This is a genomic window from Streptomyces sp. V4I23, from assembly GCF_030817975.1.
GTDB lineage: Bacteria > Actinomycetota > Actinomycetes > Streptomycetales > Streptomycetaceae > Streptomyces.
In genome coordinates this window covers 5368418-5381972 of the sequence record NZ_JAUSZW010000004.1, presented here as the reverse complement: position 1 = coordinate 5381972, position 13555 = coordinate 5368418, and the positions used below count along the sequence as shown (strand labels likewise).

The window sequence follows — 13555 nt, the reverse complement described above, 5'->3', positions numbered from 1 at the left end:
GGAGCTTCCCCCCTCCCCTTTGACGCACAGACCATACACAGAACCGGAGGTCATCCCGCCACTGGATACATCGCACCGCGCCGGCCCTCCGGGCTCGCCAGCCACTCCAGTTTCGCGGCCGTGTCCGCCGTCGCGTCCGGTACGGGGGTGTGCATCACGATCACGAGGTCCGGGCGGGCGGGGACACGGAGTTGGGTCGACTCCAGCACCAGCCGGCCGACCAGCGGGTGCTCCATCTCCTTGCGGATCTGGCCGCCGGGCGCGATGTCACGCCGCTCCCACAGCTCGGTGAACTCGGGGCTGACCGCCTTCGCCTGCGCCACGACCTCCTGGAAGCCCTCGTCGTCCGGGCACTCGGAGCAGGCGGCCCGGAACTGGGCGACCAGTCGCGGGGCCACCTCCTCCCAACCGCAGCTGCGGGCCCGGTAGACCGGATCCGTGAAGAACGCGAGCAGGCAGTTCTGGACGACGTCGGGACGCATGCCGAGCACCGCGCCCGCCGCGTCGTTGTACAGCACGGTGTTCCAGTAGACATCCATGATGTGCGCGGGGTTCGGCATCCACGCGTCGATCAGCCGCCGCAGACCCGCGCACATGTCCTTGTCGCCAGGATCCACTTCGGGCGGGGGCGGGTTGAGGCCGGCCAGGGCGTACAGGTGGCGGCGCTCGGTGCTGCTGAGCCTCAGCACCCGGCCCACCGAGTCGAGCACCTGCGGGGAGACGGTGATGTCCCGGCCCTGCTCCAGCCACTGGTACCAGGAGATGCCGACGCCCGCGAGGACCGCGACCTCCTCCCGGCGCAGCCCCGGGGTGCGGCGACGGGCGCCGCCGTCCGGCAGACCCGCCTCGGCCGGGCTGATCCGCGCGCGCCTGCTCATCAGGAACTCGCGCAGCTCGGCGAGCCGGTGCGCCTTCATCGCGTCCTGTTCGACCGACGTACCCACACAACTCCCCCTGTCCGTAAGCATGGTGGTGCGGCCAACAGGATAAGTTCCCGCTCCCCACGTCTGTTCCGGCCGCCCGAGGGTGGGGCCATGGCTACCGACACCTCCCTCCCCACGGCCCGCGGCACCGCGTCACCACCCGGACTCGACCGCCGGTCCCGGCTGATCCTCTTCGTCCTGTGCGCCGCGCAGTTCATGGTCGCCCTCGACTTCTCCGTACTGAACGTGGCACTACCCGTCCTCGGCCAGGACCTCGGGCTGAGCCGGTCCGCCCTGCAGTGGGCGGTCACCGCCTTCGCGCTGCCGTCCGGCGGCTTCCTCCTGCTGTTCGGGCGGATCGCCGACCTGTACGGGCGACGCAGGCTCTTCCTGGCGGGCCTCTCCGTCTTCGGCGCCGCCTCGCTGCTCGCGGCCTTCGCCTGGGACCCGGCGTCGTTCCTCGCCGGGCGGGCGTTGCAGGGGCTGGGCGCGGCGGTCATCGTGCCGACGGGCATGTCGCTGCTCACCACGACGTTCCCCGAAGGGCCGCTGCGGGACCGGGCGCTCGGGATCAGCGGCACGCTGCTGTCCCTGGGCTTCACCATCGGCATGGTGCTCGGCGGCGTCATGACCGACACGCTCGGCTGGCGCTCCACGATGGGCCTGCTGGCGCTCTTCACCCTGGTCGTCCTGCCGCTCGCGCCCCGCCTGCTGCCGGAGTCGCGGACGCCGGAGCGGCCCCGGCTCGACGTGCCCGGCGCGGTGACGGTCACCGGCGGCCTGCTCGCCGTGATCTACGCCCTGTCCACGGCGGCGGACCGCGGTTTCGGCGGCACGGACGTCCTGGTGACGCTGGCCGTGGGCGTCGCGCTGCTGATCGCGTTCGCCGTCGTCGAGTCCCGCAGCGACGCGCCGCTGGTGTCCCTGCCGATGCTGCGCCGCCGCACGGTCGCGTTCGGCAACCTGGGTGGCCTCGTGACCTTCTCGATGATGAGCACGGTGGTGTTCGTGCTCACCCTCTACCTCCAGGAGTCGCTGGGGCTCTCGGCGTTCGGCACGGGCCTGGTCTTCGGCGTGCAGGGCGTCGTGTCGGTGTTTGCGGGCGCGTTGGTGCCGAAGGTGATCGGCCGCATCGGAGCGCACCGGACGCTGGTGTTCTCGCTGCTGGGCCAGGGCGTGTTCGTCGCGGCCCTGCTGGGCGTGGGCGCGGAGTCGGGCGCGCTGCTGGCCGGGGTCGGCGTCTCGCTGGCGAGCATGTGCCACCTGGGCGCGATCATCTCGTACGGCGTGACGGTGACGTCCGGGGTACCGGACGAGGAACAGGGACTGGCGACCGGCCTGGTGACGACGACGCAGCAGGTGGGCGTCACGGTGGGCATCCCCCTGCTCGGCGTCCTCGCGACGACGGGCCCGTCACTGCTGGAGGGCGTCCGGCTGGTGCTGTCGGTCGACGCGGGCGTGGTGCTGGTGGCGGGGCTGGTGGTGGCGGCGGGGCTGCGGGGGGCGTCGCGGCGGGGGTGACTTCTCCCCTCCCCGCCCCTTCCCACAACTGGGGCTCCGCCCCAGCCCCCCTTGGCCCTGTGCCCTGGCGGGCACGGTCTCCGGGGCTTCGCCCCGGACCCATACCGCGCTGCGCGCGGTGTCCTCAATCACCGGACGGGCTGATCTCACTCCGCGAAATCCAGCCCCGCCGACGGAACCTTCCCTGGCTTCGCCGGGAGACCCAACCCACGTCCGCCGGGCCGCATGAGGAGTGCGATACGCAGGTGCGGCACTCCTCCCCGCCCCGCCGGGGCGCCTTCCCTGGCTGCCAGGGGCCCCACCCCACGCCCCTAGGCCGCAGGGGAAATGGAGACGCGGGACCCGTGGAGGGCACGCTCCCCGGCTTCGCCGGGAGACCCGCAACCCAGGCCCGCCGGACCGTAGGGAGGAATCGAGACGCAGAGGCCCGCCAGTGGCCGTGTGCCTCGCCCCGCCGGGGCACCTTGCCGGGCTTCGCCAAGGGACACCAACCCAGGCCCCCTAGGCCGCAAGGGGAAATCGAGACGCGGGGGTCCGGCCGAGGGCACGCTCCCCGGCTTCGCCGGGAGACCCCAACACACGCCCGCCGGACCGTAGGGGGAGATCGAGACGCAGGAGCCCGCCAGGGGACCTGCGCCTCGCCCCGCCGGGGGCCGCAGGGGCGGGCCCCGGCCCGCAGGGCGGGCCCGCTAGGCGCGGTCCAGGCGGAGGCGTTCCGATCGGGGCAGGCCCGCCACCACCAGGTCGTAGGAGTCCTCGATCAGCTCCCGGACCATCCGGTCCGGGAGCCCTCCCACCGTCACCGTGTTCCAGTGGCGCTTGTTCATGTGCCACCCGGGCACGATCGCCGCGTGCTCCGCACGCAGCTGGACCGCCAGGTCCGGCTCGCACTTGAGGTTGACCGTCAGCGGCTCCGCATCCAGCGCGCTGAGGGCGAACATCTTCCCCAGCACCTTGAACACCGACGTCTCGGGACCGAACGGGAACTCCTCGACCGCCGCGTCGAACCCGAGGCAGAACGCCCGCAAGTCCTGCGCCTTCATCCCGCCGCCCCCTTCTCCGCCGGCTGTTCCGCCGGCTCCGACAGCACCGTGACGATCTTGTTCCGGCGGCCCGCCGGCGATTCGGCGGTCAGCCGCAGGGCGCGCCCGTCCGGCAGGTCCACCACCGCACGCGCGCCCGCGATCGGTACGCGGCCCAGTGCCTTGGCGAGCAGACCGCCGACGGTCTCGACGTCCTCGTCGTCGAGCTCGTCGGCCCCGAGGCCGTACAGCTCGCCGAGGTCGCCGATGTCGAGGCGCGCGGTGACCCGGAAGCGGCCCTCGCCGAGCTCCTCGACCGGCGGCGCCTCGCGGTCGTACTCGTCGGTGATCTCGCCGACGATCTCCTCCAGGATGTCCTCGATCGTGACGATGCCCGCCGTACCGCCGTACTCGTCGATGACGACGGCGACGTGGTTGCGCTTCTGCTGCATCTCGCGCAGCAGGTCGCCCGCGTTCTTCGTGTCCGGGACGAACATCGCGGGCCGCATCGCCGTGGACACCGGGTCGGCCTCCGCGTCGCGGTTGATGTGCGTCTTGCGGACCAGGTCCTTGAGGTAGACGACGCCGACGATGTCGTCCTCGTTCTCCCCGGTGACGGGGATGCGGGAGAAGCCGGAGCGCAGCGCCAGAGTCAGCGCCTGCCGCACGGTCTTGAACCGCTCGATGGACACGAGGTCGGTGCGCGGGACCATCACCTCGCGGACCAGGGTGTCGCCGAGTTCGAAGACGGAGTGCACCATCCGGCGCTCGTCGTCCTCGATCAGCGACTCCTGCTCGGCGAGGTCGACCAGGGCCCGCAGCTCGGCCTCGGAGGCGAACGGGCCCTTGCGGAAGCCCTTTCCGGGGGTCATCGCGTTGCCGATGAGGATCAGCAGCTGCGGGACGGGCCCCATGACCCGGGCCAGCGGCAGCAGGACGTACGCCGCGGCGGTCGCGGTGTTGAGCGGGTGCTGGCGCCCGATGGTGCGCGGGGAGACGCCTACGGCGACGTAACTGACGAGCACCATCACGGCGATGGCGACGAGCAGCGCCGACCAGGTCTCCTCGAACTCCTCCAGGCACACGTACGTGACGAGCACGCCGGCCGCCATCTCGCAGGCGACCCGCACGAGCAGGGCGACGTTGAGATAGCGGGTGGGGTCGGAGGCGACCTGCTCCAGCTTGGCGGCGCCGCGCCGCCCCGACCGTACGGCCTCGGCGGCGCGGAAACTGGAGACCCGGGCGAGTCCGGCTTCCGCGCAGGCGGCGAGCCAGGCGACGACGACCAGCGCGACGGCGCCCGCGAGCAGTTGGCCGGTCATGAGACGGTCGGCGCCGGGGACGGGCCGGTCAGGCCCTTCTCCGCCCGCCAGCCGTCGACGATCGCGGCCTGCAGCCCGAACATCTCCGCCTTCTCGTCCGGCTCCTCGTGGTCGTATCCGAGCAGGTGCAGCACCCCGTGGACGGTGAGGAGCTGGAGCTCCTCGTCCATGGAGTGCTGCGTCGGTGCGTCCTCGCCCTGCTTCTTGGCGACCTCGGGGCAGAGCACGATGTCACCGAGGAGCCCCTGCGGGGGCTCCTCCTCGTCCTTGGCCGGCGGACGCAGCTCGTCCATGGGGAAGGACATGACATCGGTCGGACCCGGCAGGTCCATCCACTGGATGTGCAGCTGCTCCATGGCCTCGGCGTCCACGACGATCACCGAGAGCTCGGAGAGCGGGTGGATACGCATCCGCGCGAGCGCGTAGCGGGCGACGTCGAGGATCGCCTGCTCGTCGACCTCGGTTCCGGACTCGTTGTTGACGTCGATCGACATGGTGCGGCTGTTCTACTTCCCGTTGCGGCTGTCGTACTGCTCGTACGCGTCGACGATACGGCCGACCAGCTTGTGCCGTACGACATCCTGCGACGTGAGCAACGAGAAGTGCACGTCGTCGACCCCGTCCAGGATGTCCCGGACCTGACGCAGACCGCTCTTGGTGCCGCCCGGCAGGTCGACCTGCGTCACGTCACCGGTGATCACGATCTTGGAGTCGAATCCGAGCCGTGTGAGGAACATCTTCATCTGCTCGGGGTTCGTGTTCTGGGCCTCGTCGAGGATGATGAACGCGTCGTTGAGCGTGCGGCCGCGCATGTACGCGAGGGGCGCGACCTCGATGGTGCCCGCGGCCATCAGGCGCGGGATCGAGTCGGGGTCGAGCATGTCGTGCAGCGCGTCGTAGAGCGGGCGCAGATACGGGTCGATCTTCTCGTACAGCGTGCCGGGCAGGAAGCCGAGGCGCTCACCGGCCTCGACTGCGGGCCGGGTCAGGATGATGCGGTTGACCTGCTTGGACTGCAGCGCCTGCACGGCCTTGGCCATGGCGAGATAGGTCTTGCCCGTGCCCGCGGGGCCGATGCCGAACACGACTGTGTGCTTGTCGATCGCGTCGACGTACCGCTTCTGGTTCAGCGTCTTGGGGCGGATGGTGCGGCCGCGGCTGGAGAGGATGTTCTGAGTGAGCACTTCCGAAGGCGTCTCGACGGCCTTGCCCCCGGTCTCCTCCTTGAGCATGGCGATGGAGCGTTCCACTGCGTCCTCCGTCATCGGCTGCCCGGTGCGGAGCACGAGCATCATCTCGTCGAACAGGCGCTGGATCAGAGCGACTTCCGTGGCGTCACCGACCGCGCTGATCTCGTTGCCGCGGACATGGATGTCCGCCGCCGGGAAGGCCTTCTCGATCACGCGCAGCAGGGCGTCGCCAGAGCCGAGGACCGTCACCATCGGATGCTTGGCGGGGACGGTGAAGTGGGCTCGCGCCTGGCCCGGCGCTGGGGTCTGGGCTGTGGGTGTCTGAGTCATGGGCCGGCTCTGTGGCCTGCGCATACCTCCCGTTGCAGGGTTCTCGCTGCTCGACAACCTCTGGACCATCCAGGGTACGACCTGTCACTGACAGGACCGAGGGCTTTTCCGCCCGGAGCGGGCCGGGATCGGGGCCGGACCGTGCTCAGCCGTTGCGGCCGAAGCCGATCGTGGGGACCGCCCGGCGCAGCGGCCACGGCCGGGCCGCGGCCGGCAGCAGGTCCTCCAGGAAGGCGTAGCGGCGCAGCGCGGCGGGGTTCTGGTCCGGGAGGCCCTGCACCGACTGCCACCAGGCCGCGATCTCCGACCAGCCCGGCGCGGACAGCGAACCGCCGAACTCCTGCACCGACAGCGCCGCGGTGAGCCCGGCGAAGGCGAGACGGTCGGCGAGCGGCCAGCCGGCGAGGGTGCCCGTGACGAAGCCCGCCACGAACACGTCGCCCGCGCCGGTCGGGTCCAGCGCCTCCACCTCGATGGCCGGGACCTGCGCGCTCTCGCCGGTCGCGCCGTCCACGGCGTACGCGCCCTCGGCACCCAGCGTGACGACCGCGAGCCGGACGTGCTCGGACAGGGCGTGGGCGGCGGCGAGCGGGCACTCGGTGCGGGTGTACCGCATCGCCTCGTCGGCGTTGGGCAGGAACGCCTCGCAGTGCTCCAGGTCGGCGAGGTCGGCCGGGTCCCAGCGGCCGCTCTCGTCCCAGCCGACGTCCGCGAAGACCCGGGTGCCCTTGCGGGCGGCCTGGGCGATCCACTCGGCGCGGTCGGGGGCGAGGGAGGCGATCGCCGCGCGCGCGGGCGGCGGGCATTCCGGGGCGGACTCGGCCGGCGGCGCCTCGTGTCCGTGGGACACCATGGTGCGCTCGCCCTCGTAGGCCATAGAGACGGTGACGGGCGAGTGCCAGCCGGGGACGGTGCGGGACAGCGTGAGGTCGATGCCCTCGCCCTGTTCCAGCGCGTCCCAGCAGTACTCGCCGTAGTGGTCGTCGCCGAAGGCCGCGGCCAGTGACGTCCGCAGCCCGAGACGGGCGAGTGCGGTGGCCATGTTGGCGACGCCGCCGGGGCTGGAGCCCATGCCGCTCGCCCAGGACTCGGTGCCCCGGACAGGCGCGGAGTCGAGGCCGGTGAAGATGATGTCGAGGAAGACGCTGCCCGTGAGGTAGACGTCGCAAGGCGGATCGGCAGGCGTGCGCAGGGCGGCCAGAGGGTCCAGGCCGGCCGCCGAGTACAGGTGCTGTCCGTCGCGAATGGTCACCGTGCGCGCTCCGAGTACGTGGTGCAGTATCAGGCCAGTCTGCCCGAAACGACGCGGCGCGTTGACGTTCCCGGGGACGTGGTTCACGTCCCCAAGGGGGCGGGGGCTTCGCCGGCCCGGCGGCCGCGCCCGGCCGGCCCGAGCCCCCGGCCGTCGGCGGCGGCTACCAGCGGCCCGGCGACCAGTCCGGCTCTGCGGCCCGCATGGCCGCCGCGTCGTCGCGGTCGCGCAGCGAGCCGTCGTCGTCCAGCCACCGCCGGTGCAGGCGGGCGAGCCGGTCGCGGTCGAGTTCCACGCCGAGGCCGGGCAGATCGCTCACCGCGAGCCGGCCGTCCTCGAAGACGTGCCGCTCGGTGATCACGTCCTCCGTCTGCCACGGGTAGTGGCTGTCGCAGGCGTGGTCGAGGTTCGGGACGACGGCCGCGACATGCGTCATCGCGGCGAGGCTGATGCCCAGGTGGGTGTTGGAGTGCATCGACAGGCCGACCCCGAAGGTCCGGCAGACGGCGGCCAGTTCACGGGTGGCGAGCAGCCCGCCCCAGTAGTGGTGGTCGGAGAGGACGACCTGTACCGCGCCCCGGCGGAAGGCCTCCGGGATCTCGGCGAAGCGGGTGACGCACATGTTGGTGGCGAGCGGCATGTCCGTGCCCGCGGCGACCTCGGCCATGCCCGCCGTCGAGCCGGTCGGGTCCTCCAGGTACTCGAGGACGCCGTCGAGCTCTCCGGCGACCTTCAGGGATGTCTCCACGGACCAGGCGCCGTTGGGGTCGAGCCGCAGCGGGCGGCCGGGGAAGGCGTCGGCCAGGGCGCGGATCGCGGCGACCTCCTGATCGGGCGGGAAGACGCCGCCCTTGAGCTTGAAGGACGTGAAGCCGTGCTCGCGGACGAAACGGCGCGCCTGGGCGACGATGCCGGCCGGATCGAGGGCGGCGCCCCAGTCGTCGGGCTCGCCCGCGCCGCCGGGGTGTCCGGTCCAGCGGTAGAAGAGGTAGGCGCTGTAGTCCACTTCGTCGCGCACCCTGCCTCCGAGCAGCGCATGCACGGGCAGTCCGAGCGCCTTGCCGAGGGCGTCGAGGCAGGCGACCTCGAAGGCGGAGACGACGGAGAGGCGGAGCTTTCCGGCGGTCTGGGCGCCGCGCAGTCCTCCCGCGTCGACGGCGTCCGCACTGGTCACCTCGGGCGGGTCGCCGCAGACGCGCGCGGCGAGGGCGGGCAGCGCGTTGACGTCACAGACCCGACTGCCGGCCAGCGCCTCGGCCAACGGCCGTGCGAGCGCGAGGTACGCGGTGTCCCCGTACGTCTCCCCGACGCCGCTCACGCCGTCCGCGGTCACGATCTCGACGATCAGCCGCGGGGTGTACGGCTGGTGCACGCCCTGGGTGTTGAGGAGCGGCGGATCTGCCACCAGCACCGGTGTGAGCCGCACCTCGGCGATGGTCAGGTCCGGGCCCATGCTGTCTCCCCATGAATATGGCGTACATGTATGAGAACAGAGATTAGATACGCGAACCATGGTGGTCAATGGGCCCGACTTACCGGCGCGATGTCCAGATAAGTGAACGACGTCAGAGCGGCGGCATGGGACGCAGAATGCCCAGCAGCATCCGCACCAGTTCGTCGACCAGTTCGTCGAGCGTCGCGTCCACCCATCCGGCGGTCCAGTCGTGCAGCAGGCCGTTGACGCTGCCGATGAACGCCGCCGCGGCGATCCGGTAGTCACGCGGCTCGGCCTCGCCCCGCTGCACCGCCCGCGCCGCCTCGGCGCAGATGAAGTCCACCCAGCGGGCGCGGCGGGCCAGCCGCTGACGTTCCATCGCCGGGCTCACTCCGACGATCTCGGTGAAGGTGATGCGGATACGCCGCGGATCACCGGTCACGTTCGCCGCGTAGGCCCGGAAGACCGCCGTCGCCCGTTCCGCCGGCGCCAGCCCTTCCGCCTGCGCGAGCGCGGCCAGCGCCGCCTCCTCGGCCCAGTCGTTGACCTGGAGATGGAGCGCCGCGAGCACGTCCTCCAGCGTGCGGAACTCCTCGTAGAACTGCCGGGTCGACAGGCCCGCCGCCTCGCTGAGCGCCGCGACCGTCGTCGCCCGGTAGCCGGGGCTGTCGCCGAACAGCCGCAGGCCCGCGTCGAGGAACCGCTGCCGCCGTTCGGCCTGGCGCTCTTCGGCCGACCTGCCCCCGTAACGGCCCCTCGGGGCCTTGAGTCTGCCCGCCAATGACCCTCCCTCGTAGACCTGGCTCATTTTGTCGTGTCCACAGTCTTGTGGAGTCTCCCACCACTCGTTACTTTCCAGTACCCCGATCTGAACGCGCTTGTTTTCAGACTGCGCCGGTGCTCGGACCGGCCGCCCGCCCGGAAGGAAGGACCATGTCTCTGTCCCGCACCAGGCGGACCGCAGGCGCGATCGCCGCCGCCCTGGCCCTCGCGGCCGGCGCCGCGCTCCCGGCCCACGCGGAGGGCACGACCGATACGACGCACACGCAGCACGCGGCCGGCGGGGTCGCGCTGCGCGAGGTCATGTTCGTCGGCAACAACTGGGACGGCACCGCCGATGTCATCGAGGCCGAGGGGGACTTCGGGCGGATCGGCCGGGTGAACGTCGTCCCGGACAAGGAGGAGCGGCTGCGGGAGATCTACCTCGACCCCGTCAGGCTCGCCTTCTTCCTCGGCGTCCGGCAGGGCCCCGGTGAGGGGCACGACCAGTTCGTCGACGACATGTACGCGACGCCGGACGGCAGGGCCATGGTCGTCTCCCGGCCGAGCTTCGCCGACGTCGTCTCCATCGACCTCGCCACCGGCAGGCTCAACTGGCGTTTCCCGGTGTCCGGTTTCCGCGCCGACCACATGGCGGTCTCCCCCGACGGCACCCGCGTCGCCGTCTCCGCGTCGACGTCCAACACCGTGCACGTCCTCGACATCACCACCGGCCGACAGGTCGGCTCGTTCGCGACCGGTGACAAGCCGCACGAGAACGTCTTCACCGACGGCGGCAGGTATCTGTGGAACATGTCGATCGGCGAGGTCACCACCGCGCTCGACGCGCCCTGGCTGGACTGGACGAAGGGCGACCGCCGGATCACCGTCGTCGACGCGCGGACGTATCAGCAGGTCAAGGTGATCGACATGCGTCAGCGCCTGGACGCCTTCGGCCGCCGGGACCTGTCCGACGCGGTCCGTCCCGTCGCGTTCACGCCGGACGAGTCCCGGCTGTACTTCCAGGTGTCGTTCTTCAACGGCTTCGTCGAGTACGACGTCGCCGCCGACAAGGTCACCCGCGTGAAGGAACTGCCGAAGAACCCGGCGACCAGCGAGGACCGCACCACCTGGGTCAACGACTCACGCCACCACGGCATGTCGATGAGCCCCCGGGGCGACAGGCTCTGCGTCGCCGGGACGATGGACGACTACGCGACGATCGTCGACCGCGCCACACTCCGGGAGAGCCCGCCGGTGCTGGCCTCGAAGCCGTACTGGGCCACGGTGAGCGGCGACGGCAGTTCGTGCGTGATCTCGGAGAGCGGCGCGGACGCCGTCACCGCGATCGACTTCGCGACCGGCCGAAAGGTCGCGACCGTGGCCGTAGGCGACCATCCGCAGCGGGTCCGCATCGCCCGTGTCCCGGCGGACTGGACGGGACCGGCGAGCCGCTGACGGCTCGTCAGCCCAGCCCGAAGTCGTAGGCCTCCACCTCGGCCAGATACCGGGCCCGCAGCTCCTCCTCGTCGTCGAGGAACGACGCCAGGAAGGAGTTGCGGGCCAGTTCGCGCAGCTCCTCGTCCCCGAGCGGCAACGCCTCGCGCACCGCACGGAAGTTGTCGCCTGCGTAGCCCCCGAAGTAGGCGGGGTCGTCGGAGTTGACCGTGCACATCAGGCCGGCGGCCATCATCCTGGGCAGCGGATGGTCCGCGAGCGTGTCGACGGCCCGCAGCCGGACGTTGGACAGCGGGCACAGCGTCAGCGGCACCCGCTCGCGCACCAGCCGCGCCACCAGGTCGGGGTCCTCCATGGAGCGCAGCCCGTGGTCGATCCGCTCGACGCCGAGGACGTCCAGCGCCTCGCGGACGTACGCCGCCGGGCCCTCCTCCCCCGCGTGCGCGACCCGGCGCAGCCCGAGGGCGGCCGCCGCCTCGTAGACCTCCCGGAACTTCGACGGCGGATGCCCGGCCTCCGCCGAGTCGAGACCGACGCCCGTGATCCGGCGCAGATACGGCTCCGCCTCCCGCAGCGTCGCCAGCGCGGACTCGGCCGGCTCGTCGCGCAGGAAGCACATGATCAGGCGCGTGGAGACGCCGTGCCGGTCGCGGGCTCCGTCCAGCGCCCGTCCGAGGCCCTCGATCACCGTGCCGATCGGGACACCGCGGGCGGTGTGCGCCTGCGGGTCGAAGAAGATCTCCGCGTGGCGTACGCCCTGGTCGGCTGCGCGCGCGAGATAGGCGTCCGCCAGCTCGGCGAAGTCGTCCTCGGTGCGCAGCACGGCCATCAGCCCGTAGTACAGGTCGAGGAACGACTGGAGGTCCTTGAAGTCGTAGGCGTTCCGCAGCTCGGCGGTGTCCGCGAAGGGGAGTTCGACGCCGTTGCGCGCGGCGAGGGCGAAGGCGAGCTCCGGCTCCAGGGTGCCTTCGATGTGAAGGTGCAGTTCGGCCTTGGGGAGGGGCATGACCCGATTCTAGGCCGCAGCGCCTTCAGGAGCGCTTGGGCACGGGGATGCGCCACAGGTCCCGGGCGACGGTCATCTCGCCCTCGAACCCGGCGGCGCGGGCCTGGCGCTCGAAGGTGTCGGCGGCGTCCGTGTAGCGCTGCGAGAAGTGCGTGAGGACGAGGTGCCGTACGCCCGCCTCGTGGGCGGCCCGGCCGGCCTGACCTGCGGTCAGGTGACCGTGCTCGGTGGCCAGCCGCACGTCCTCGTCGAGGAACGTGGACTCGATGACCAGCATGTCGCAGCCCTCGGCGAGGGCGTGGACGCCATCACAGAGCCGGGTGTCCATGACGAAGGCGAACCGCTGCCCGCGGCGGACCTCGCTGACGTCGTCCAGCGTGACGCCGCCGAACGCCCCGTCGCGCTGGAGCCGGCCGACGTCCGGGCCCTTGATGCCGTGCGCGGCGAGCCGCTCGGGCAGTATCCGGCGGCCGTCCGGCTCGACGAGCCGGTAACCGTAGGACTCGACGGGGTGGGACAGCCGGTACGCCTCCAGGGTGTACGCGCCCGCCCGTGCGAGGACGCCGTCGGCGGCGACGGGCGTCTCGACGAGCGGCACGGTCTCGCGGTAGGCCGTCGCGTACCGCAGCCGGTCGAAGAAGCGCTGCCCGCTCGCGGGGTAGTGGGCGACGACCGGGTGCGGGACCTCGTCGAGGTTGATCCGCTGGATCACCCCGGCCAGGCCCAGGGAGTGGTCGCCGTGGAAGTGCGTGACGCAGATCCGGTCGATGTCGTGCGCGGACACGCCGGCGCGCAACATCTGCCGCTGGGTGCCCTCGCCGGGGTCGAAGAGGATGCCCTCGCCGTCCCAGCGCAGCAGATAGCCGTTGTGGTTGCGGTGCCGGGTCGGGACCTGGCTGGCGGTTCCGAGCACCACCAGTTCACGTACGGACACTGCGCTGCCCCGCCCCTACCCGGGGGGCCACTCGAGACCGCGGCCGCCGAGCACGTGGGCGTGGGCGTGGAAGACGGTCTGCCCCGCACCGGCGCCGGTGTTGAAGACGACGCGGTAGCCGGTCGCGTCGGCCTTCTCGTCGGCGGCGACCTCACCGGCCTCCCGCAGCACGTCGGCGGCGAGCTCCGGCGCGGCGGAGGCGAGGGTGGCGGCGTCGCGGTAGTGGGCCCTGGGGATGACCAGGACGTGGGTGGGGGCCTGGGGGTTGATGTCCCGGAAGGCGACGGTGGTCGCGGTCTCGCGCACGATGGTGGCGGGGACCTCCCCTGAGGCGATCTTGCAGAACAGGCAGTCCGCCTGCGGTTCTCCGGCCATGCGGGGGCGCCTCCTCGCGGGTGGGTGT

At 71.8% G+C, this 13555-nt stretch carries 13 protein-coding genes; 2 read left to right on the top strand and 11 right to left on the bottom strand.

Annotation, left to right across the window (positions count from 1 at the left end; genetic code table 11):
* Nucleotides 1-50 precede the first annotated feature (50 nt).
* Complete coding sequence (locus QFZ82_RS26680) at nucleotides 51-968, bottom strand: helix-turn-helix transcriptional regulator (protein WP_307715568.1); 918 nt, start codon at nucleotides 966-968, stop codon at nucleotides 51-53.
* 66 nt (nucleotides 969-1034) lie between these two features.
* Between QFZ82_RS26680 and QFZ82_RS26675 the strand changes: the two genes are divergently transcribed.
* Nucleotides 1035-2444 carry an MFS transporter gene (locus QFZ82_RS26675; RefSeq protein ID WP_307715567.1) on the top strand — a complete coding sequence of 470 codons (1410 nt, stop codon included), beginning with the start codon at nucleotides 1035-1037 and terminating at the stop codon, nucleotides 2442-2444.
* A gap of 689 nt (nucleotides 2445-3133) precedes the next feature.
* On the opposite strand, the gene QFZ82_RS26670 is transcribed toward QFZ82_RS26675, so the two are convergent.
* From QFZ82_RS26670 to QFZ82_RS26640, 7 genes are all read right to left on the bottom strand, one after another.
* On the bottom strand, nucleotides 3134-3487 hold the full coding sequence (locus tag QFZ82_RS26670; RefSeq protein ID WP_307715566.1) for an MmcQ/YjbR family DNA-binding protein: 354 nt from the start codon (nucleotides 3485-3487) through the stop codon (nucleotides 3134-3136).
* Nucleotides 3484-4788, bottom strand: a complete 1305-nt coding sequence (locus tag QFZ82_RS26665; RefSeq protein WP_307715564.1) for a hemolysin family protein — start codon at nucleotides 4786-4788, stop codon at nucleotides 3484-3486. Before QFZ82_RS26665 ends, QFZ82_RS26670 begins: the two co-directional genes overlap by 4 nt.
* The gene (ybeY, locus tag QFZ82_RS26660; protein WP_307715563.1) at nucleotides 4785-5282 is read right to left on the bottom strand and encodes an rRNA maturation RNase YbeY; all 498 of its coding nucleotides are present in this window, start codon (nucleotides 5280-5282) and stop codon (nucleotides 4785-4787) included. Before ybeY ends, QFZ82_RS26665 begins: the two co-directional genes overlap by 4 nt.
* A gap of 12 nt (nucleotides 5283-5294) precedes the next feature.
* Complete coding sequence (locus QFZ82_RS26655) at nucleotides 5295-6308, bottom strand: PhoH family protein (RefSeq protein WP_177152432.1); 1014 nt, start codon at nucleotides 6306-6308, stop codon at nucleotides 5295-5297.
* 145 nt (nucleotides 6309-6453) lie between these two features.
* Entirely contained in the window at nucleotides 6454-7560 is a 1107-nt protein-coding gene (locus tag QFZ82_RS26650; protein ID WP_307715562.1) for a carbohydrate kinase family protein, read from the bottom strand.
* A 163-nt stretch (nucleotides 7561-7723) separates the two neighbouring features.
* Nucleotides 7724-9013, bottom strand: coding sequence for a glucarate dehydratase family protein (locus tag QFZ82_RS26645; protein ID WP_307715561.1), 1290 nt, complete (start codon nucleotides 9011-9013; stop codon nucleotides 7724-7726).
* A gap of 112 nt (nucleotides 9014-9125) precedes the next feature.
* Nucleotides 9126-9776: a TetR/AcrR family transcriptional regulator gene (locus QFZ82_RS26640; protein WP_307717849.1), complete on the bottom strand. Its 651-nt coding sequence runs from the start codon at nucleotides 9774-9776 to the stop codon at nucleotides 9126-9128.
* 152 nt (nucleotides 9777-9928) lie between these two features.
* Between QFZ82_RS26640 and QFZ82_RS26635 the strand changes: the two genes are divergently transcribed.
* Nucleotides 9929-11212, top strand: coding sequence for a YncE family protein (locus QFZ82_RS26635; RefSeq protein WP_307715560.1), 1284 nt, complete (start codon nucleotides 9929-9931; stop codon nucleotides 11210-11212).
* A 7-nt stretch (nucleotides 11213-11219) separates the two neighbouring features.
* Here the strand turns inward: QFZ82_RS26635 and QFZ82_RS26630 are convergent, their stop codons facing one another.
* Genes QFZ82_RS26630 through QFZ82_RS26620 form a run of 3 tightly spaced genes read right to left on the bottom strand, consistent with a single transcriptional unit; the run spans nucleotide 11220 to nucleotide 13527 of the window.
* Nucleotides 11220-12218 (bottom strand): adenosine deaminase, encoded by a 999-nt coding sequence (locus QFZ82_RS26630; RefSeq protein ID WP_307715559.1) that lies wholly within the window; start codon nucleotides 12216-12218, stop codon nucleotides 11220-11222.
* A 25-nt stretch (nucleotides 12219-12243) separates the two neighbouring features.
* A complete protein-coding gene (locus QFZ82_RS26625; protein ID WP_307715558.1) occupies nucleotides 12244-13152 on the bottom strand; it encodes a ribonuclease Z in 909 nt (302 codons plus the stop codon).
* 15 nt (nucleotides 13153-13167) lie between these two features.
* A complete protein-coding gene (locus tag QFZ82_RS26620; protein ID WP_307715557.1) occupies nucleotides 13168-13527 on the bottom strand; it encodes a histidine triad nucleotide-binding protein in 360 nt (119 codons plus the stop codon).
* Between the last annotated feature and the right edge of the window lie 28 nt (nucleotides 13528-13555).